Source organism: Turicibacter sanguinis (assembly GCF_013046825.1).
Lineage (GTDB): Bacteria > Bacillota_I > Bacilli_A > MOL361 > Turicibacteraceae > Turicibacter > Turicibacter sanguinis.
The window spans coordinates 1,813,148-1,834,636 of sequence record NZ_CP053187.1; the positions used below are offsets into that span (position 1 = coordinate 1,813,148).

Below are 21,489 nucleotides of genomic sequence, written 5' to 3' on the forward strand. Positions count from 1 at the left end.
GAATCGTGAATTTTTTGATTTGGTTCAAGTGTTTGACTTGGTTTTCGCCAAGTGGAGAGCCAGGATAAGTGGGGACTTATATTTGAGTAATGAATTAACATAAAAAGATAACTTCTATGGGGGAAGTTATCTTTTTTTATTTAAGAATAATAAAGTGAAGAATATGACTTTTTTTTATGGAGTCATTTTTACCTAAATAAGCACAGTTCATCAAAAGAACACACAAACTTTGTTGTAAACGTATTCATGGTGTGGTAAATTTAATAGTGTAAATAACACTACTCTTTTTCAGGGTGAAAAATGTTAGTTTAATGTCTTTATCGGGGGGATAATGAGATTTAATATTTTAATTAAATTCTTGGCAAGGAATTATATAATTCTGAAAAATGAGGTTTAGTTAAAGAGTAGAGGACTTTAACATGGAGTGTTATTATACGAAAGGAATGTATTAAGAAACCTTTGTTGATATTTTTTCTTCTACTCGTTAGCAGAGAAAGTATTTAAGCCGTTTGTTTTGTTACACTATGTTTTAAAAAGCGAGCCCATTTGGCTCGCTTTTTAAATTTTAATTAACGTAAGATGGAACTTTTTCCTCAGGAAATTCATCTAAGTCTGAAAAGTCGTAACCGCGAAGTAAGTTTAGATGTGAGAATAATTGAAATAGATACAAATCGGTAATAAGTTGATCGTTGGAATGCTTTTGCCCTTTATCTTTTAATTCAATGGTTGTATAAATTTCATCACGATTAATGACCTCAATAAAGGCATTTAATTGAATAGAGGGTGACGGGAAAGAACTAAAAATATGCAGTATTCTTTTTATTTCAGCGATTGTTTGGTCAGCATTTAAATGTTTTAAAGTGATTAAAGTGTTGTCGGATAACGGTTTTTGATATTCTATCTCATAGATTAAACGGCCTAACTCATGTACAACATAAAAAAGATAATAAATATCAGTTTCTTCACCTGAGAAATCAATGGAACCTTGTTTGCGTTCATAAATAACTTGATATGTTTTAGCCAAACGTATTCCCCCTCTCTTGCGAGACTTTATACTATTATCATATTCAAAGATAACGGGGGATTTGACAAAATTCGAAAAAAGAAAATCTAACATAAGATAGTAATTTAATGATTAAATTACGTACAGAATAATATCTGAAGATTTTCAAGATTTAGACGTGTAATCATGGTATAATAGTAGGAAACGTTTTCTTTAAAGGAGTGCTTAAGGATGAGTTTAATTTTATCAATTGATCAAGGGACAACGAGTACCCGAGCAATTGTTTTTAATAAAAAAGGCGAAGTAATTGAAAAGGCACAGCGTGAAATTACGTGCTTATATCCCTCATCAGGATGGGTTGAACAAGATGCAAATGAAATTTGGGTTTCAACGATGTCAGTAATTAGTTCCGTGTTATTATCGGGGAAAGTAGATGTGAGTCAAATCAAAGGAATTGGAATTACAAATCAACGTGAAACGACCATCATGTGGGATAAAGTCACAGGAAAACCACTTTATCATGCGATTGTTTGGCAGTCACGTCAAACGGATGCTATTTGCGAAAAGTGGAAAGAAAAAGGTTATGAACAAATGGTAAAAGAAAAAACAGGATTGCTCATTAATTCTTATTTCTCAGCCTCAAAAATTAGATGGATGCTTGATCATATCGAAGGAATTGAAGAAAAAATTGCACGTCATGAAGTGTTATTTGGAACCGTTGATAGCTATTTAGTTTGGAAGTTATCAGGAGGAAATGCCCATATTACAGATGTCACAAACGCTTCGCGTACGTTATTATTCAATATTTATACTGGAACATGGGATGATGACTTACTTGAGGCATTTGGTATCCCAAAATCCATTTTGCCAGAAGTTAGACAAACGTCTGAAATCTATACTTACACCCTTCCTCATATAACAGGACGTCCTTTGCCAATTGCAGCTGTTTGTGGGGATCAACAAGCTGCTTTATTTGGACAAATGTGTTTTCAAAAAGGTCAGGTTAAAAATACGTATGGAACAGGGTGTTTTGTTTTAATGAATACGGGTCATCAACCGATTGAGTCAAGTCATGGATTATTAACGACAATCGCTTGGAAACTTAATAATCAAACATATTATGCATTAGAAGGAAGTGTGTTTGTGGGAGGAAGTGCGATTCAGTGGTTGCGAGATGGTCTACGTATGTTTAAGGATGCAAAAGATTCGGAAACTTATGCTCAACGTGTCGGTGATTGTGGTGGTGTTTATGTGGTGCCAGCTTTTGTTGGTCTTGGAACACCGTATTGGGATAGTGAAGTTCGTGGCGGTGTGTTTGGATTAACACGCGGTACATCAAAAGAGCATTTTATTCGTGCCACACTTGAAGCGATTGCTTATCAAAGTAAGGATGTAATCATGGCCATGAAAGAAGATTTGAATGATGAAATTTTAGATTTAAAAGCGGATGGTGGTGCAACGTTAAATCAATTTTTAATGCAATTTCAAAGTGATATTTTAGGAGTTGAAGTTAGTGTTCCAAAAGTAACGGAAACAACTGCGTTAGGGGCTGCTTATTTAGCGGGACTTGCAACAGGTGTTTACGAGAATCTTGAAGAAATTGCAAGTTATGCCTCTGCACCAAAGCGCTATGATCCAAAATTATCTAAAGAAGATCGAGATGAACTTTATAGTGGTTGGCAAAAAGCGATTGAAGCAGTTAAACTCTTTAAATAAGTTTAAGAAGACGAATAATTGAGAAGACTTAGGAATGAGTCTGACGTTATTCGTCTTTTTTTGTTCATGAGGGATGGTATTAATTAAGAATGGAAGGTGATAAAATGGTCGATATTTTAATTATTGGATGTGGGATTGTTGGATCTTTAATGGCATATGAGTTATCAAAATATGATGTTAAAGTGGTGGTTGTTGATAAAGAAAATGATATTGCAAATGAAAGTACGATGGCTAATAGTGCGATTATTCATGCTGGATTTGATCCTATTCCTAACACATTAAAGGCTAAGTTGAATTTACTTGGAAAAGATTTATATGAACCGTTATGTAAAAGTTTAAAGGTTGGATATAAAAAGGTAGGTTCTTTAACAGTAGCAACGAGCGAAGAAGAAGTTAAAAAGCTTGAAATACTTGAATCGCGTGCCAAGGAAAATAAGGTGAAGGTCCGTTTAATCTCAGGTGACGAGGTTCGAGTTCTAGAGCCCCAATTATCTACCAATATTGTGAAGGGGTTAGTGTGTGAGGAGACGGCGATTGTTTATCCATGGGAAGTGGCAATTGCTGCGATGGAAGTTGCCTTAAATAATGGAGTAGAACTTCAGTTAAATACGGAAGTTTTGGCAATCCATAAGGGTGATAACTATGAGGTTCAAACGAGTAATGGCATGATTCAAGCGAAGATGGTGATTAATGCAGCGGGATTGTTTGGCTGTGAGGTTGGACGAATGATTAACCCTGAGTTCGAGTTTGAAATCCAACCACGACGTGGAACTTATTTTGTTTTAGATAAAGATTTTAATGCTATCTCGCGTGTTATTTATCCAACGCCAACTGAGCGTGGAAAAGGTGTCTTAATCGTACCAACGACTCATGGAAATACGTTGCTTGGTCCTGATTCAGAGATAGTGGATGATAAAGAGAATGTGGCAACAACGGTGGAGGCATACGATTATATTAAGGATCAGTTATCACGTATCTTACCACAGTTTCCCGCGACTCATGTGATGAGATCTTTTACAGGGTTACGCGCAAGTGGTAGTAGTGGTGATTTTTATATTCAACCCGATTCACGTTATGAAACGTTTGTGCATGTAATTGGAATTGAATCTCCTGGTTTATCAGCAGCTCCTGCGATTTCTAAATATGTTCTAGATTTTATTCGCCCCCATATTGAACTCAATGAAAAAGAATGGGATTCATCAAGACGTCCCTATGTGAATTTAAAGGCGTTAACTCGAGAGGAGAAGAATGCACTAATTCAAAAGAATCCTGCTTATGGACGAATGGTTTGTCGATGTGAGCAAATTACGGAAGGTGAAATCATAGATTCGATTCGACGTCATGCAGGGGCCACGACTGTTAAAGGTGTCAAAAAACGTTGCCGTCCTGGAATGGGAAAATGTCAGGGAAGTTTTTGCGAACCGTATGTCTTACAAATTTTAGCACGGGAGTTGAATCAGTGTGTGGATGAAGTGAATTACGATGAAGTCGGTACGAATATATTAGTTGAAGAAAAGTAAGTGAGGTGAAATAGATGTTACAATATGAGGTCGTTATTATTGGTGGCGGATCGGCTGGAATGGGTGCCGCGATTGGTGCTTGTGAAGGTGGTGCTAAAAAGGTCTTAATAATTGAACGAGATAGAGAACTTGGCGGTATTTTGCAACAGTGTATTCATAATGGATTTGGTTTGCATAAGTTTAAAGAAGAGTTAACGGGGCCACAGTATGCGAATCGTTATATCGAAAAGTTGAAGCAGTATCCGGTTGAAATTATGTTAAATACGATGGTAACGAATTTAACGAATGAGAAAATCATCACAATTTTGAACGAGCAAGGGGAGCAAGATATCAAGGCATCAGCCGTTGTTTTGGCGATGGGATGTCGTGAAAATAATCGCCAAGCTCTAAGTATTCCAGGAACTCGTCCCGTGGGTATTTTGACCGCTGGAACAGCCCAACGTTATTTAAATTTGGATGGTTATTTGGTTGGAAAGAAAGTTTTTATTGTTGGATCGGGAGATATTGGTTTGATTATGGCACGTCGAATGGCACTTGAAGGGGCAGAAGTTTTAGGGGTAGCTGAAATCATGCCATATTCAAATGGATTGACACGAAATATTGTGCAGTGCTTAGAGGATTTTAATATCCCACTCTTTTTATCTCATACCGTGACAGATATTAAAGGAAATCGACGTGTCGAGGGGGTGACGATTTCTGAGGTCGATGCTGATCGTCAACCGATTCTAGGTACTGAAAAACAGTTTGAGGTTGATGCAATTTTATTCTCAGTTGGTTTGATTCCGGACAATGGGTTAAGTAAAAAAGCAGGGGTCATCTTTGATCCCGCTACAAAGGGAGCTTGTGTTTTTGAAAATTTAGAGACGACGGTCAGCGGAATTTTTGCTTGTGGGAATGTGTTGCATGTTCATGATTTAGTTGATTTTGTATCGGATGAGGCAGAGCGTGCAGGATATTATGCTGCTTTATATGCGCTTGGTCATTTAGGTCATGATGATGGGGTGTTAGAAGTCAAGGCAGGAGAAGGAATCAAATATGCGCTACCTCAAAAAATTAGACCAAAAGAACTTGAGGCTTCACTTGAGTTAATGTACCGTGTGACAAAAAAGTATCAGCAAGCAATTGTTAATGTTGTTCAGGATGGAAAAATCGTTCATCAGTTGAAACGTCATGTATTGTTACCGGCAGAAATGGAAAAAATTAAAATTCCAACTGAAGTGTTAAATTCATCAGGTAAGGATTTAACGATTGAAGTCAAATGTCTATATAACTCCTGATAAGTTTTGTGTCGTTGAAAACTTTTAACGGGACTATCGTTATACCTCAGTATCAAAAGGGCTTAGATACTAAGCTAGATTATAAAAATATAAATTATATTTCAGTTTCTATTTAGGAGGAGCGTTACATGAGTCAAGCGTTAACGTGTATTGTTTGCCCGGTTGGATGTTCACTAAACATTGATGAAGAAGGGCATGTGAGTGGAAACCATTGCAAAAGAGGGCTAGCGTTTGCAAAGTCTGAAACAACGAATCCAACGCGCGTTGTGACAACGACGATTGCTATTGAAGGAGCGATTTATCGTCGCTTACCGGTTGTAAGTAGTCAGCCAGTCCCAAAATCTAAAATGATGGAGTTTGTTAAAGCAGTTCAATTAATAAAGGTAGAGGCGCCAGTAAGTTGTGGCGATGTGATTTTATCCGATGTGCTAGGGCTTGGAATTGATGTGATTGCTTCACGAACGCTCAAGAGGTGTCAGGATGTTAAATAAAAAAGTGAGTGTGGTGATAGATCGCCCACTTGGCTCAAGGCATCCGAAGCACGGGTTTTATTATCCGATTAATTATGGGTATATTCCTAATACGATTGGGGGAGATGGTGAGGAGATTGATGCCCATGTTATTGGAGAGTTTGAACCGCTCGAGACGTTTTGCGGGTATGTGGTTGCGATTATTCATCGTGAAGATGATGTGTAGGAGAAGTTAGTGGTATGCCGCGAGGTATCAAAATACAGCCAGTCTCAAATTGAGGCATTAGTTGAGTTTTGTGAACGATTTTTTAAGTCGAAGGTATTAATGGGGGATTTAGATGACAGGGGTGAAGATTCAAAGGTTAAGTGATTTAGGAAGTAATCGCATTAAAGAGGCAGCTCACTTTACTGTGCATCAGTTTCGTGAGATGTTTCTTTCAATTAGTGAGGATGAGGAGGCATTTATTTTATTGTTTATGAAGGCGATGGTCGTTGAACAATGTTTTGTTGCCATCGCAGAGGATAAGGTAGTTGGAATAGTTGGGGTTTCGACGCCTGTTAGAGGGGCTTTTGAGGTTAGTTTAAAGGAGGTACAAGGCTGTTTAGGTTTTTTTAAAGGATTAAAATTTTATTTTAATCTTGTAAATTCTGGACTGACATTAAAGCCTTATCAAATTTATATTAATACGTTAGCAGTTGATGAAGCGTATCGCCGTCTTGGAATTGGAACATTATTGCTTGAAGAATGTATGTTAAAATCATGTGGACATGAATATTTGTTAGATGTGATTGATGTGAATACAGGAGCGCTTAAGTTATATGAATCGTTAGGTTTTAAGGTTCTGAAACGTAAAAAACAGATGTTTGCGAAGCAGGCAGGCTTTAATGAGTGTATTTATATGAGTAAGCGATTAAGATAAAAAAGTAAAAGAATAGGTGAAAAGGAGTGGGGGAAAATTTGTTAATCCCCTCCTTTTTCTCTATTCTTTTTTTAGTTGATTGTGTATAATTTATTCATTATGTAAGGGAGGGAAAACATGGTAGGAACATTGGTGAATACAGGAGCGATTATCATTGGTGGAAGTTTAGGACTACTTTTTAGAAAAGGAATTCCAAGTAAACTAACAGATACAATTATGAATGGGTTGGCCTTATGTGTGTTGTATATCGGTTTTACGGGAGCTTTGAAGGGGGAAAATAGCCTTGTTATTATTTTTTCGATGGTCATTGGAGCCGTTATCGGTGAATGTTTGGATTTAGATGAGCGTGTTAATCAGTTAGGACTGTGGCTTGAGAGGAAGTTTAAAAAGGTTGATTCTAAGACCTCGATTTCAGAGGGGTTTGTGACGGCGAGTTTGTTGTTTTGTGTTGGAGCCATGGCGATTATCGGAGCTTTACAAGATGGATTAGTTGGAAATTATGATATGTTATTAACGAAGTCGATGCTTGATGGGGTTTCCGCCGTTATTTTTGTGTCAACGCTTGGAATCGGGGTTATTTTATCGGGTGCTTTTGTTCTGACTTATCAAGGCAGTATTTCGTTATTAGCCGGGGTATTAGCACCATTTTTAACGGATAGTGTGATTAATGAGATGACGTGTGTAGGATCTTTATTAATCATTGCACTGGGGTTCAATGTTTTGAAGATAACTCATATAAAAATTATGAATTTAGTTCCTGCCATTTTTATTCCTATCTTATTAGGGCTATTTCTTTAGATAAAAAAATGGCACTCTTATTGATGAAGGCAAAAAACGACAAAAAACTTGACTTATTGTCGTTATAATCAGTACAATATAAAAACTTTAGAGTTTGAAAGAGATAAGGTGAGATAAGTTTTTCATATTGTAAAAACTTTACTTTACGACTAGCAGGTGAGGGTTAGATTGCCTGTGGCAATTGATAGGAGGGCTTCATTATGTTAAGTGAACTTTAGGTCCTAGTTTTCTTTTAAAAAAGGGTGTTCCCGTGACTAAAGTTGGCCTTATTATCAAAAGACTTAGCGATTAAGTCAGACTCTAAAAATAAAGAAACATTTCTGTTTCTATAGATAAGGTGGGATAAGTTTTTCATACTAGAAAAACTATACTTTTCTTATCAACTGAGGAGACCACTGGACTAGGGGATACCTTAGTCTCAAAGAGGTTTAAATCCTGAGATGGATTTATAATTGTGAAATATAGATTGGAAGTGTAAGGAATGGTAGAAGCTGTTTTTGGAGAAAAGTTAGCCGATCAAACTTATATTGATCGAAAAGGTGTTTATGCAATTATTATGAATGAGAAGAATGAAGTTGCAACAGTCAAATTGCCACATGGATATTTCTTGCCAGGTGGTGGACTAGAAGGAGAAGAGAGTAAAGAGGCTTGTTTACGACGCGAGTGCTTAGAAGAACTCGGATGGGAAATTGAAATTAATGAGTATGTTTGCCAGGCGGCTAATTATCATTTTTCAATTTATCGTGACAAATATCTGTACTCAACAGGTTATTTTTATTTAGCAAGCAAAGTGGATGAAGTGACAGAACCGATTGAACAAGATCATGAATTAGTCTGGTTACCTCTAGAAGACTGCATTAGTGAATTGTTTCTTGACCATCAGGCTTATGCTATTGAAAAAGTATCACAAATGTTATAGCACAGGAAAAGAACATTCTATTGAATTAGAATGTTTTTTTATATATAAGAGCAGATAAGTTTTTCATCCTTAGAAACTTTTATTTTCCCTACCCGAGGGGGACTAATGGAGGAAAGCGATAGGTGAGTCATGTAGCCTAGGGAATCGGTTGTGCTCACTACGTTTGTTTAAAGAGAGAGAAATTTTTAGGATGAAATGAGTTTTTTTACATGTAAATTACATTATTGAATACCTCTTTTTATGCTATAATAGTAACAATTCTTGTGAAAAGGAGTGTTAATGATGATCGAAATATTAAAGTCTCGTCGTCGTAAGCTAGGAGCTAATATTAAAGACGATTCTATTATTGTATTATTCTCGGGAGAGGCTCCGGTTAGTTCAGGAGATCAACGTTATACTTATACACCACAACGTAATTTTTATTATTTAACGAATATTGACCGCCCTAAAATGGCTTATGTTTTAAAGAAAATGAATGGTGTGATTGAACATCATTTATTCATTGAGACTGTTTCAGAAGTCGAAGAAAAATGGACTGGAAAACGTTTAAGCAAAGAAGAGGCGCATGAGATTTCAGGAATTAAAAGTATCTTACCAATTTGTGAATTAGAAAATGTTTTAGGACGCTGGCTATTAAATGACCGCATTGAATCCATTTATTTAGATTTAGAGCGCGGTTCATATCATCATCCTGATACAGTGCAAATTGAATTTGCTAAACAATTAAAAGAGAAATATCCATTTGTACGTCTTGAAAATGTTTATCATGATATTACGAAATTACGTTTAATTAAGTCAGAAGATGAAATTGAAAATATGCGTACAGCGATTGAAAAAACACGAATCGGGATTGAAAGCTTAATGAAAGCTTCAAAGCCTGGGATGCTTGAGTATCAATTAGAAGCACATTATGATTTTGCAATTAAAACGGAAGGGGTTAAGAAAACCTCATTCCATACGATTGCAGCTTCAGGAGTTAATGCAACAGTGCTTCATTATGATAAAAATGATTCTGTGTGCCAAGACGGAGATTTAATTTTATTTGACCTTGGATGTGAGTGGAATTATTACTGTTCAGACATTTCACGTACCTTCCCGATTAACGGAAAGTTCACGGATCGTCAACGCGCCGTTTATCAAGCAGTTTTAGACGCACAATTAGCAACCATCGAAATTATTAAACCGGGTCTTCCAATGGCAGAAGTTAATGAGTTTGCCCGTCGTAAATTAGCTGAAGGATGTAAAAAACTTGGCTTAATTGAAAAAGATGAGGAAGTTTCACGTTACTACTACCATGGAATCGGACACTATTTAGGACTTGATACACATGATGTTGGAGGTCGTGGGGGTGTCTTACAACCAGGTATGGTTATTACGATTGAACCAGGATTATACATTGAAGAAGAAGGAATCGGAATTCGTATTGAAGATGATATCTTAGTTACAGAAGATGGATATGAAAACTTATCAAAAGATATCATTAAATCAATCGAAGACATTGAAGCCTTTATGAACTAAATAAAAAAACATCTCGCACAGAGATGTTTTTTTGTGCATATTATTTGATAATAATTATCATTGTTGGTAAACTTTAATTACAGTAGTTGATAATAATTATCAATTATAACTAAATGAGGTGATTGAAATGAAATTTATGATGGACATTAGAGAAAAAACGTCTTTACTACATAGTGCAGCAGAACATACAGGATATATTAAGAAGTTAGTAGATGGAGAGGCATCGGTTGAGGGATATGCAGAGTACCTTTATAATCTAGAAAAAATGTATCAAGCCATTGAAAAGGCACTTGATGAAAATGAACAAAATGAAGTCGTCAAACCATTTGTGACAAAAGAACTATATCGTTCTGAATTAATGCGTCAAGATTTAGCCTTTTTATTAGGAGATAAATTATCATCAATGCAACCATTAGCATCAACGGAAGCATGTGTGGCCAAAATTGAAGCTTTATCAACCTCACAACCTGAATTAGTGGTTGCTTATGCTTATACAAGATTTTTAGCTGATTTATTTGGAGGACGTATGTTCTTATCCCTCTTAAGTACAAGCTATAAAATTGACCAACGAGCTTTAAATTATTATCAATTCCCAGAAATTAATGATTTACGAGGATACGTGATGAAATATCACAACATGTTAGCGGATATTCAACTATCTGATGAGATGAAGATTGATTTTATTAATGAAGTTAACAATGCTTATATCTATAACTTAGCTATTTCAAATGAATTAGATGCAAAGTTAAAATAAGATGAATGGATTAATCTTAATTGAGCTAAGCAATGTTTTGAGAAAATATTAAATGGAATACCTATAATAGAAATAGAATACCAAGCGTTTGTAAAATAAAAAGGGAGTTCGTCTTAGAGACGGACTCCCTTTTTTCGATCTTTAAAAATAGTGGTGGCAAATTTAACGAAGTATTTAGAGAAAGGTAAAAATAGTAGGACGGTGACGAGATTAAAGACAAGTTGAGCATTGGCGATTTGACGTTCAGGAGACGGACTAAAGGTGGCGGTAAAGTCGATGAGTAGGCTAATGAATGGCAGAAAGAGTAGTGTTCCTACCAAGTTAAAAGTAAAGTGAATCAGTGCCGCTTGTTTTCCAGCTGTATTTCCTCCTAAACTTGATAATATGGCTGTCATACAAGTTCCAATTTCATGTCCAAATAAAATAGGAATTGCGGTATATAAAGAAATCGCACCGGTGGAAACAAGTGAAATAAGGATAGCGGTGGATGCAGATGAACTCTGGATGAGGAAAGTAATCGACATTCCAAGAAGTAGACAAAGGATAAGATTGCCTTGGACGTTGAAAATCAATTGTTGAAAGAGGGTAGACTCAACAATCGGGCTCATGGCTGTTTTAACCATTTGAAGCCCAAGAAATAATAGTCCAAAGCTAAATAAAAAATATCCAATTTGGTGAAAGGGTCTTTTTTTAAAGCAGACAATGATACAGGTTCCTACGCAGATAAAGTAAGGAATAAAATCCGTTAAATTTAAGGTGATTAATTGTGTCGTCACAGTGGTTCCAAGATTGGCTCCCATAATAACACCTGTGGCTTGTAATAAGCTCATCAGACCTGAATCAACGAGTCCGACAACTAATACAGTAATAGCTGAGCTACTTTGAACGAGCGCTGTGAAAATCGCACCAAGGAGCGCCCCTTTATAAGGGGAGGTAATGGTTGTTTTGAAGATGGTCTTTAGTTTATCTCCAGCTAGTGATTTAAGAGCGTGACTCATTTGTCTCATTCCATACAAGAATATGAGTAACCCACATAATAAGTTTAAAATAATCGGGATGGTGTGCATAATGTACCTCCAAAAATTGAGTTCTTTTTAGAGTGTACGATCTTGATTTTTAAAATAGTCTATCTTTCGCTCGACTAATTATTATCGAACTTTTGATTAAAAATGAAAATTCTTGTCCATAATGAGGTAGTCGAAGAGAAAGGGATGACGTTTAATGAATAATATTTTATTTAAAATGATAGAAATTGAAGATATGTTAATGAAACGAATGGAAAATGGAAGTTATACCGATCAATTAGTTTGCCAAATTCAACTGAACACATTAGAGTTGTTCAAACATTATCCGATTCGCAGTTATGAAGAATCGCAAGATGTGTTAAGACAAATGGATTTAGTTTTTGGTATTTCATATTGATAAGTCTAGATAAGTCTTTCACACTTAGAAACCTTTTATCTAAACGATAAGGGAACTTAGGACTAAAAAGATTAAGTATTGAGACTGATTTCTAATTGTGGAATAAAACTCGTTTTTATATAGATAAAAAAAACAAGCTAACGTAAATTTAGCTTGTTTTTTTATGGTTTATTTGATTGAATTATCACTTAAGTTTAAGATATATTCAGCGATATTGATTGAGTGGTCTCCGATACGTTCAAAGTTTGAAATAGCATCTAAGAATACGGCACCACTATGAGCATTACATTTATTTTCACTTAAACGCTTAATGTGTTTATCACGTAATAATTCTTCTAAGCGATCGATATTCTCTTCAAAAATCACCGTATCATTTGCTTTTTGACGGTTGTTGTTTTTGTAACTTGCATAAGATGAATTAATAGATTCTAATGTGTAGTTATACATTAATTTTAATTCTTCAATTGCGTCAGATGTGAATGATAATTTACTTGTTGCCACTTCTTCAGCAAGCTCTGCAATGTTTTTACTATGATCTCCGATACGTTCAATATCACTTACAATCTTAATCATCGAAGCAATACGATTTGTATCTACCTCTGTGATATCGTGTGATGAAATCGAAACTAAGAAAGAAGAAAGATCACGTTCCATACGATTGATTTCTGATTCATTTTCATATATTTTTCTGTAGTCTGTAGTTTTTCCATCCATTAATGCATTAGTTGCTAGCGTTAAGTTTTCTTTCGCTAGATCATACATGGTTAAGCTTTCTTGGAAAGCTTGCTCAAATGCAATGGCAGGAGTTTCTAAGAAACGACGGTCAAGGCGATTAATAGACGCTTGTTCACCTTCTTTGTCTTTAAGTGCTAAGTTAGCTAACTTAACAAATACACCAGCAAAAGGTAGTAAGATAATCGCATTTACAACGTTGAAGATTGTATGAGCATTTGCGATTTGCTTATCAATGTCACCACCCATATGAGTCACGATATTTGATAAGATACCGATTAGTGGTAAGAAAATCAGGGTTCCAATTAAGTTAAATGACAAGTGAATGAAAGCCGCTTTTTTGGCAACTTTATTTGCATTTAAACTTGATAGTAAAGCAGTAACACATGTTCCGATATTATTACCAAATAGGATAGGAATTGCAACTTGCAAACTAATTGCTCCTGTTGCGGCTAATGATAATAAAATCGCTGTTGAAGCCGAAGAACTTTGAACGACAGCAGTCATAACGGCCCCGACTAAAATTCCTAAGAACATATTTCCTTCAAGGGCTATAATTAAGTCTTGGAAGAATGTTGTTTGAGCAATTGGACTCATTGCATCCTTCATTGCTGTTAATCCCATGAATAGTAAACCGAATCCGAAGATAATTTTTCCGATTTCTTTTCGGTTTTGTTGCTTCATGAATAGGATTAGTGCAGCCCCGATGATAATAAATAGTGGAATATAGTCATCGATTTTGAATGTAATTAATTGACCTGTAATTGTTGTTCCAATATTAGCCCCCATAATGACCCCTACTGCTTGGTATAGGCTCATTAATCCAGCGTTTACGAAACCAACGACCATAACGGTTGTAGCACTACTACTTTGAATAATTGCTGTGACGATTGTTCCTACTAATGCCCCTTTTAATGGATTCGTGATGGCTTTATCGAAGAATGATTTCAGCTTTGAACCAGCTGCATTTTCAAGACCATCTCCCATAAACTCCATTCCAAATAGGAATAGGGCTAGTCCACTAAATAGACCTAAAAAGATGTTGATGTAATCCGACATACAGTAACCTCCATATTTTATCCTGTTCAATCATACTACAAAATCCTACAATTGAAAATAATATGTTAGTAATAAAGACTCATATTTGGAGTCATTTTAAATTGAATTTATAATTTTTTAAATATTTTAATTTTTTGTGTTAAAAAAACACAAAAAAAAGGTATAATTATCAATTTGTGTAACTGAGAAAAATGCGTTATTAATAGGATAAAATTTTACATGTTAAATTAATTTTGATAAAAAAACGCGTATGTATACAACTTTTATATCGAAAACTAATAGAGATTAATTACAAATTGACTGGATTCAAGAAGAAGATTATTATATCATTTGGTTTTGGAATGTGAATTTAGTATAATAAAGTTACTTTGAAAAGTTAATTGATTTGAGTGGAGGAAATAAAACATGCAAAAACCTGTTTTAAACATATCAGAATTACGTGCAAATGTTGAAGATAAAGAAATTTTAAAAGGCGTAAATTTAGAAATTAAGGGTGGAGAAGTTCATGCGATTATGGGTCCTAATGGGACAGGTAAATCAACACTATCTTCAACCATTATGGGGCATCCTAAATATAAAGTAACAAGTGGAAATGTTACATTAAATGGTGAAGATGTATTAGCGATGTCAGTTGATGAGCGTGCTCGTGCCGGATTATTCTTAGCGATGCAATATCCTGCAGAAGTTCCAGGTGTGACAAACTCAGACTTCTTACGTACAGCCATGCAAACACGTATGGAAGAAGGAAAAGACGTTCCTTTATTTAAATTTATCCGTGAATTAGATAAGAGCGTTACAAAACTTGAAATGCGTGAAGATTTACCTCACCGTTATTTAAATGAAGGATTCTCTGGTGGAGAGAAAAAACGTAATGAAATCTTACAAATGATGATGTTAAAACCAAACATTGCAATTTTAGATGAGATTGATTCAGGGCTTGACGTTGATGCATTACGTATTGTTGGAGAAGCTGTTAACTCAATGCGTTCTGAAAACTTTGGATGCTTATTAATCACTCACTATCAACGTTTATTAGACCACATTAAACCAGATTTCGTTCACATTATGATGAAAGGTCGTATCGTTCGTTCTGGTGGACCTGAGTTAATTGAACGTATCGATCGTGAAGGATACGATTGGATTAAAAAAGAATTAGGAATTGAAGATGAACGTGTGATCATTCCTGAAGAAGGTCGCAAAGTGGTTTCAATCGGAACTTGTGCAACTAAGGAAATGTTAGATCTATAACAATTAGTGCTTGATTGAAAAAAACAATAAATTAATGTTATAGATGAAAGGGGCAAAGAACTGATGATACAGTTACCAACATGGGTACAACAGATGCAAACAGAGGCGCAGTCTGTTATGCCGTCTTTAAAATTACCAAAAGCAGACCGTACAATAATAAAAAACTGGGCGTTTGAAGCTATTGAAGTTCAAACACCATCTACATATAACAATGAAATTCCGAGTGCTGTGGCACATTTAGTATCAACTGAAGATCAAAATGTTGTGATTTTATGCGATGGAAAGATCGTGTATCAAAATTTAGGAATAGCTTTTGATGGAGTTATTATTGCTAATTTAGAAGAGGCACTAACGAAACATGAAGCGATTTTTAAACCTTACTTTATGAACGTAGCGTCGGTTGACACAAATCGTTTAACAGCATTACATATGGCACATTTAAATAGTGGATTATTTATTCACGTCCCTAAAAATAAAGTGGTCAAAGAAGCCTTAAACGTTATCTATTTACAAGAAAATGGTTCTTTATTTAATCACACTCTGATTGTGGCGGAGCCAAATTCTGAATTCAAATACATTGAAAACTACTGCAACACAGTTTCAGGAAACATTAATGTCATCTCAGAAACTGTTGTAAAAGAAAATGCTCAAGTTGACTATGCGGCAATGGATCGCTTAACGAGTGAGACATTAGCTTACAATTTACGCAAAGCAAGGGTAGAGGCTAATGGTCGTCTTCTTGTTTCTCTTGGAGCTTTAAATGATGGAAATACAGTTTCAGAAAACTTAGTTTCATTAGTTGGACAAGGGGCACACGCAGAAGTGAAAACAGTAGCGATTGCAGAAGGTTCACAAAAACAAAATATTACGGTTAATATTGAACATTTAGCACCGTTTACTGAGGGACATATTGTAAATCATGGTATTTCTAAAGATGATGCTCAATTAACATTTAATGGAATTGGGAAAATTCATAAAGGAATGAATGGTTCTAATGCACAACAAGAAAGTCGTGCAATGATTTTATCAGAAACGGCTCGTGCTGATGCTAATCCAATTCTTTTAATTGACGAGTATGATGTGAAAGCAGGACATGCGGCTGGTGTTGGAAAAATTGATGAAGAACAATTATATTATTTAATGAGTCGTGGATTAACTCGTCGTGCAGCGGAAGTCTTAATTATTTATGGGTTCTTAATGCCATTTATTGATGAAATCCGTAACGAGTCAATTAAAGCTGAATTTGAAAAAGTAATTGCGCGTAAAATCAACGCGTAACGAGGTGAATCAAATGACATTAGACATTAATCGCATTCGAGAAGATTTTCCTATTTTAAAAGAAACAATGAATGGTCGTCCGCTTGTTTATTTAGATAGCGGAGCTACAACGCTTAAACCACAAGTCGTGACAGATGCAGTTAATTATTACAATACGAAAAAAACGTCTAACGTGCACCGTGGTGTTTATCAATTAAGTAACGATGCGACTGAACTATATGAGGGAGCTCGTGAAAAAGTAAAGAATTTATTAAATGCTAAAAAAGTAGAAGAGATTGTCTTTACAAAAGGAGCGACTCAGGCTTTAAACTTAGTCGCTCAAAGTTATGGGTTATATAATTTAAAACCAGGAGACGAAGTGATTGTTTCAGAGCTTGAACATCACAGTAGTTTTTTACCTTGGCAACATGTAGCTCGTGTAACAGGGGCAGTCCTTAAGTTTATCCCACTAGATGAAACAGGACATATTACAGTTGAAAACTTTAAAAAAGTATTAAGTGACAAAACAAGAGTTGTTGCGATTAATTATGTTTCAAATGTAATGGGATACATCTCACCAATTAAAGAGATTACAGCATTAGCACATGAAGTAGGGGCTATTGTTTCAGTTGATGCGGCACAAGCTGTTCCACATATGAAAATTGATGTTCAAGATTTAGATTGTGATTTCCTATCATTCAGCGGTCATAAAATGTGTGGACCAACAGGTGTTGGAGCATTATACGGAAAATATGAATTATTAAATGCAATGGAACCGATTGAATTTGGTGGAGAAATGATTGATATTGTTGGAGAAGTAACTTCAACATGGAAAGATGCACCATACCGCTTTGAAGCGGGAACACCCGTGATTGCAGGAGCGATTGGACTTGGAGCGGCCATTGATTATTTACAATCCATTGGATTTGATGAAATTGCACAACATGAATATGAATTACGTCGTTATGCTTTAGAAAAGTTAGAAGAGCTGGGAGGCATCACCATTTTCAATAAAGATGCAAAAACGGGTATTATTTCATTCAATATTGATGGAGTACATCCTCATGATGCTGCTACGATTTATGATGCCGAAGGAGTATGTGTTCGTGCAGGACATCATTGTGCTCAACCTTTAATGGGATGGTTGTGTCAACCTGCAACACTTCGTGCAAGTTTCTATTTATACAATACAAAAGAAGAAGTGGATGCATTTATTGAAGCCACTCGAAAAGGAAAGGAGTTTTTCGACGGTGTCTTTTTCTAATTTAGAACAATTATATCGCCAAGTGATTATGGACCATTATAAAAATCCACGTAATAAAGGATTATTACAACAAGATGGATATCATGAGGTACATTTAAAAAATCCAACCTGTGGAGATGACATCACAGTTCAAGTTAAAGTTGAAGATGGAAAAATCATCGATCTACGTCATGAAGGAACTGGATGTTCTATTTGTTGTTCATCAGCTTCTGTTATGTCTCAAACATTGAAAGAGAAAACATTAGAAGAAGCTCAAGAGATTACAAATAACTTCTATGAACTTGTCAAAGGTAATGAGTTTGATGAAGATTTAGATATGGGAGATGCACCTGTTTATCAAGGTGTTTCTAAATTCCCGGCACGTGTAAAATGTGCAACCATTTCATGGAAAGCTGCTGAGCAAGCATTAAATGAAATGAAAAAATAACACCACTTAATTTCTATTGAGTGGTGAGACGCCAAAATGAAATGGAGGGTTACCGGGTGAGTGCTGAAGTACAAGAGAAAAAACACGAAATTGAAGGCATCGTAACCGATTATAAGTACGGATTTAAAACGGACTATAAAAATATCAAAGATACAGGTAAGGGAATTTCAGAAGCAGTTGTCCGTGAAATTTCTGAAATTAAAGGTGAACCTGAGTGGATGTTAGAGTATCGCTTAAAAGCATATAATCATTTTGCGAAAACTCCAATGCCTGAATGGGGACCGGATTTATCTGAAATTAATTTTGATGATTATACATATTATATTAAACCATCTGAAAAAACTGAAAATAGTTGGGATGAAGTTCCAGATGAAATCAAAGACACGTTTGACAAATTAGGAATTCCTGAAGCAGAAGCAAAATTCTTATCAGGAGTTTCAACTCAATATGAATCAGAGGTTGTTTATCATAATAATCAAAAAGAATTAGAAGAAGCTGGTGTTATCTTCATGGATACAGATTCAGCTTTAAAGCAATATCCTGATTTATTCAAAGAATATTTTGGAAAAGTTATCTCGTATGCAGACAATAAGTTCTCAGCGTTAAACAGTGCCGTATGGTCAGGTGGATCATTTATTTATGTTCCTAAAGGTGTTAAGATTGAAAAACCATTACAATCATATTTCCGTATTAATACAGAAAGTATGGGGCAATTTGAGCGTACATTAATTATTGTTGATGAGGGAGCAGACATTCACTATGTAGAGGGATGTACAGCACCAACCTATTCAGCAGATTCATTACACTCGGCTGTCGTTGAAATTTATATTCGTAAAGGTGGACGTTGCCGTTATTCGACGATTCAAAACTGGTCAAATAATATCCTAAATTTAGTAACAAAACGTGCCGTATGTGAAGATTATGCACATATGGAATGGATTGATGGAAATATCGGTTCAAAAATTACAATGAAATATCCTGCATGTGTCTTAAAAGGAGAAGGAGCAAAAGGAACAACTATTTCGATTGCTTTCGCTGGAGAGGGACAAATTCAAGATGCAGGAGCTAAAATGATTCACTTAGCCCCTAATACATCTTCAACAATTATCTCTAAATCATTATCACGTAATGGTGGAAATGTAACATACCGTGGAATTGTTGAACATGGGAAAAATGCAAAAGGTGCTAAATCACACGTTGAATGTGACACACTCATCTTAGATAATGTTTCTAAATCAGATACAATTCCTTATAACATCGTTAAAAATGATGATGTAACTATTCAACATGAAGCAACTGTTTCAAAAGTCTCTGAAGAACAATTATTCTACCTAATGAGCCGTGGTTTAACGGAAGAGCAAGCAACAGAAATGATTGTTATGGGATTCATTGAACCATTCGCAAAAGAATTACCAATGGAATACGCAGTCGAACTTAACCAATTATTAAAACTAGAAATGAACGGATCGATTGGCTAATCCTGAGTAAAGGTGATTTAAACTACACAAACGCTCAGTTAGTGTTATTTAAAAGGTCGAGAAGAATAATCAATCTACCTTCTGATTTCTTTTATACTTAATGTTTTAGTGATCGTTTTAAAAATATACAAAAGCTAGTAGGCAATTCTGTCTACTAGCTTTTTTTCTTGAAACTGTTAATTTTGTTTTTGTATGAACTTGTCGAAAAAACTAAAACTATAAAAGAAAGGAGTGATTATTATGTGTCAAAAAAATGTTGGACGCCTAGATTCATATGTTCGTATTAGTGCCGGTTTAATGATGATTAGTTTAGGGATTATGAAACATAAAGGATGGTTAGCGGCTATGGGTAGTATGAAAGTAGCCGAAGGGATTACTCGTTATTGTCCAATCCTTGATTTATGTCATTTTACAACACTAAGCGACGATGAATTGTTAGAAGAGGTTTTACTTGAAGAAGCGTTAGAATGTGCTATCGATGATGCTTGCGGTTGTGGATGTGACGATGACTTTGATGATTATGATGAATTAGAAGATGAACATGATTGTCATTGTTGCCATCACGATATCGAAGATTACGCAGAAGAAGGAATGTAGTTAAAAAAAGAGCACCACTTGTCATTTTAAACAAGTGGTGTTTTTTTAGGATGTAAAAAGAAGCTGAGAAAGTCTCAATTTCTTTTTATTTTATAGTGGAAAATCATCTACCTCTAAATCTCGGTTTGGATTCGTATTAGGTTCAGAAATTTCTTTTAAAGCTATTTCTGCTCTTCCATCGGTTAGTTGATGAACGGCAAGATCTCCAAGAGAAATCATTCCTACTAATTTTTGATCATGATCGACGACTGGGAGACGTCTAACCTGTTTATCTGCCATTAAAGAGATTGCTAATCCAACTTCTGAATGTTGTTCAATTGTATAAACTGGATGAGTCATGATATCTTCAATTTTGGTACTCATCGGAAGAATATCAGCAAATACACGAATGACAATATCGCGGTCTGTTACTAGTCCAATGACTTTTGAGTTTTCATCGATGACAGGAATCGAACCGACATTATGTTTTTTCATAAGACGAGAGGCGTTAAGAACCGTTTCAGTTGGTGTTAAGGCTTCAATGCCATCGGTCATAAATTGTTTTACTTCCATAAACAAAACTCCTTGTATTTAAATTTCGTTTTTAGTTTACTCAATCAAAGATGAGTTATGCTTTTATTTCTAGAAAACATAAAATAGTGTCACTAAACTAGGCTTTTTGTATAGATTATAGAGAGGTGATTGAAGTGTTACATGTAAATAAAATTAACATTGAAGGTTATGAATTTTTAACTTATGAGGTAGAGTTACCTAAAACAACTCTCTTTATCGTGTCACATGAAAAAGTAGGATATATCATGTGTGCTGCACTCGATATTGATTTCTTTAACAATTCTCCTAAATTAATTGCACGTAAAATTATTGCAGGACGCGCAGAAGGGGTTCGTAGTATTGAACAACTTTTAGATGCTCCACTTGCCAAGGTAACGGTTGCAGCTGATGAAATGGGAATTAAGGTTGGAACGATTGGTAGAGATGCCCTAGTTCTAATGGCTAAAAGTTTAGAAGAATAATAAATTTTAAAAGACTGTTTTCAATGGAAAAAACAGTCTTTTTTGCATACTTTTTAGGTAATTGTTCACTCTAAAGAATGAATAGTATTTTGGTAAA

22 protein-coding genes are annotated in these 21,489 nt (G+C 35.3%); 18 read left to right on the top strand and 4 right to left on the bottom strand.

Going from position 1 to position 21,489, the window contains the following annotated elements; translation table 11 throughout:
- Positions 1 to 565: 565 nt before the first annotated feature.
- Complete coding sequence (locus HLK68_RS08760; RefSeq protein ID WP_006784353.1) at positions 566 to 1,024, bottom strand: hypothetical protein; 459 nt, start codon at positions 1,022 to 1,024, stop codon at positions 566 to 568.
- Positions 1,025 to 1,234: 210 nt separating this feature from the next.
- Here HLK68_RS08760 and glpK point away from each other — a divergent pair, with 210 nt between their 5' ends.
- From glpK to HLK68_RS08810, 10 genes are all read left to right on the top strand, one after another.
- Entirely contained in the window at positions 1,235 to 2,719 is a 1,485-nt protein-coding gene (gene glpK, locus HLK68_RS08765) for a glycerol kinase GlpK (protein WP_009606992.1), read from the top strand.
- Positions 2,720 to 2,823: 104 nt separating this feature from the next.
- Positions 2,824 to 4,239 (top strand): NAD(P)/FAD-dependent oxidoreductase, encoded by a 1,416-nt coding sequence (locus tag HLK68_RS08770; RefSeq protein ID WP_129821206.1) that lies wholly within the window; start codon positions 2,824 to 2,826, stop codon positions 4,237 to 4,239.
- A gap of 14 nt (positions 4,240 to 4,253) precedes the next feature.
- On the top strand, positions 4,254 to 5,516 hold the full coding sequence (locus tag HLK68_RS08775; RefSeq protein ID WP_055165442.1) for an NAD(P)/FAD-dependent oxidoreductase: 1,263 nt from the start codon (positions 4,254 to 4,256) through the stop codon (positions 5,514 to 5,516).
- Between the two features lie 128 nt (positions 5,517 to 5,644).
- Positions 5,645 to 6,007 carry a DUF1667 domain-containing protein gene (locus HLK68_RS08780; RefSeq protein WP_006784349.1) on the top strand — a complete coding sequence of 121 codons (363 nt, stop codon included), beginning with the start codon at positions 5,645 to 5,647 and terminating at the stop codon, positions 6,005 to 6,007.
- Complete coding sequence (locus tag HLK68_RS14585) at positions 5,997 to 6,212, top strand: inorganic diphosphatase (protein WP_006784348.1); 216 nt, start codon at positions 5,997 to 5,999, stop codon at positions 6,210 to 6,212. The genes HLK68_RS08780 and HLK68_RS14585 overlap by 11 nt, the downstream gene beginning before the upstream one ends.
- A 112-nt stretch (positions 6,213 to 6,324) precedes the next feature.
- A complete protein-coding gene (locus HLK68_RS08790) occupies positions 6,325 to 6,906 on the top strand; it encodes a GNAT family N-acetyltransferase (protein ID WP_006784346.1) in 582 nt (193 codons plus the stop codon).
- Positions 6,907 to 7,023: 117 nt separating this feature from the next.
- Positions 7,024 to 7,704 (top strand): DUF554 domain-containing protein, encoded by a 681-nt coding sequence (locus tag HLK68_RS08795; protein WP_132942752.1) that lies wholly within the window; start codon positions 7,024 to 7,026, stop codon positions 7,702 to 7,704.
- Positions 7,705 to 8,185: 481 nt separating this feature from the next.
- The gene (locus tag HLK68_RS08800) at positions 8,186 to 8,623 is read left to right on the top strand and encodes an NUDIX hydrolase (protein WP_006784344.1); all 438 of its coding nucleotides are present in this window, start codon (positions 8,186 to 8,188) and stop codon (positions 8,621 to 8,623) included.
- A gap of 282 nt (positions 8,624 to 8,905) precedes the next feature.
- The gene (locus HLK68_RS08805) at positions 8,906 to 10,141 is read left to right on the top strand and encodes an aminopeptidase P family protein (protein ID WP_006784343.1); all 1,236 of its coding nucleotides are present in this window, start codon (positions 8,906 to 8,908) and stop codon (positions 10,139 to 10,141) included.
- A gap of 127 nt (positions 10,142 to 10,268) precedes the next feature.
- Positions 10,269 to 10,895, top strand: coding sequence for a biliverdin-producing heme oxygenase (locus tag HLK68_RS08810; protein WP_055165440.1), 627 nt, complete (start codon positions 10,269 to 10,271; stop codon positions 10,893 to 10,895).
- 113 nt (positions 10,896 to 11,008) lie between these two features.
- Here HLK68_RS08810 and HLK68_RS08815 read toward each other — a convergent pair whose 3' ends face one another.
- Positions 11,009 to 11,962 carry a Na/Pi cotransporter family protein gene (locus tag HLK68_RS08815; RefSeq protein ID WP_006784341.1) on the bottom strand — a complete coding sequence of 318 codons (954 nt, stop codon included), beginning with the start codon at positions 11,960 to 11,962 and terminating at the stop codon, positions 11,009 to 11,011.
- A 154-nt stretch (positions 11,963 to 12,116) separates the two neighbouring features.
- Between HLK68_RS08815 and HLK68_RS08820 the strand changes: the two genes are divergently transcribed.
- The gene (locus HLK68_RS08820; protein WP_006784340.1) at positions 12,117 to 12,317 is read left to right on the top strand and encodes a hypothetical protein; all 201 of its coding nucleotides are present in this window, start codon (positions 12,117 to 12,119) and stop codon (positions 12,315 to 12,317) included.
- A 168-nt stretch (positions 12,318 to 12,485) separates the two neighbouring features.
- Here the strand turns inward: HLK68_RS08820 and HLK68_RS08825 are convergent, their stop codons facing one another.
- Positions 12,486 to 14,108, bottom strand: coding sequence for a Na/Pi cotransporter family protein (locus tag HLK68_RS08825; protein ID WP_006784339.1), 1,623 nt, complete (start codon positions 14,106 to 14,108; stop codon positions 12,486 to 12,488).
- A 405-nt stretch (positions 14,109 to 14,513) separates the two neighbouring features.
- On the opposite strand from HLK68_RS08825, the gene sufC reads away from it, so the two are divergent.
- The 6 genes from sufC to HLK68_RS08855 all read left to right on the top strand — a co-directional run bounded on the left by sufC (position 14,514) and on the right by HLK68_RS08855 (position 20,379).
- The gene (gene sufC / locus HLK68_RS08830; RefSeq protein WP_006784338.1) at positions 14,514 to 15,356 is read left to right on the top strand and encodes a Fe-S cluster assembly ATPase SufC; all 843 of its coding nucleotides are present in this window, start codon (positions 14,514 to 14,516) and stop codon (positions 15,354 to 15,356) included.
- A 63-nt stretch (positions 15,357 to 15,419) separates the two neighbouring features.
- Complete coding sequence (gene sufD, locus HLK68_RS08835) at positions 15,420 to 16,634, top strand: Fe-S cluster assembly protein SufD (RefSeq protein ID WP_132942751.1); 1,215 nt, start codon at positions 15,420 to 15,422, stop codon at positions 16,632 to 16,634.
- Between the two features lie 13 nt (positions 16,635 to 16,647).
- Positions 16,648 to 17,877, top strand: a complete 1,230-nt coding sequence (locus tag HLK68_RS08840) for a cysteine desulfurase (protein WP_009607014.1) — start codon at positions 16,648 to 16,650, stop codon at positions 17,875 to 17,877.
- On the top strand, positions 17,864 to 18,304 hold the full coding sequence (gene sufU, locus HLK68_RS08845; RefSeq protein ID WP_006784335.1) for a Fe-S cluster assembly sulfur transfer protein SufU: 441 nt from the start codon (positions 17,864 to 17,866) through the stop codon (positions 18,302 to 18,304). Before HLK68_RS08840 ends, sufU begins: the two co-directional genes overlap by 14 nt.
- A gap of 56 nt (positions 18,305 to 18,360) precedes the next feature.
- Entirely contained in the window at positions 18,361 to 19,782 is a 1,422-nt protein-coding gene (sufB, locus tag HLK68_RS08850; RefSeq protein ID WP_009606985.1) for a Fe-S cluster assembly protein SufB, read from the top strand.
- 240 nt (positions 19,783 to 20,022) lie between these two features.
- Positions 20,023 to 20,379 (top strand): YgaP family membrane protein, encoded by a 357-nt coding sequence (locus HLK68_RS08855; protein ID WP_006784333.1) that lies wholly within the window; start codon positions 20,023 to 20,025, stop codon positions 20,377 to 20,379.
- A gap of 90 nt (positions 20,380 to 20,469) precedes the next feature.
- Here the strand turns inward: HLK68_RS08855 and HLK68_RS08860 are convergent, their stop codons facing one another.
- Positions 20,470 to 20,931: a CBS domain-containing protein gene (locus HLK68_RS08860; protein ID WP_006784332.1), complete on the bottom strand. Its 462-nt coding sequence runs from the start codon at positions 20,929 to 20,931 to the stop codon at positions 20,470 to 20,472.
- 134 nt (positions 20,932 to 21,065) lie between these two features.
- Between HLK68_RS08860 and HLK68_RS08865 the strand changes: the two genes are divergently transcribed.
- Complete coding sequence (locus HLK68_RS08865) at positions 21,066 to 21,392, top strand: YunC family protein (RefSeq protein ID WP_170837673.1); 327 nt, start codon at positions 21,066 to 21,068, stop codon at positions 21,390 to 21,392.
- Positions 21,393 to 21,489: the final 97 nt, after the last annotated feature.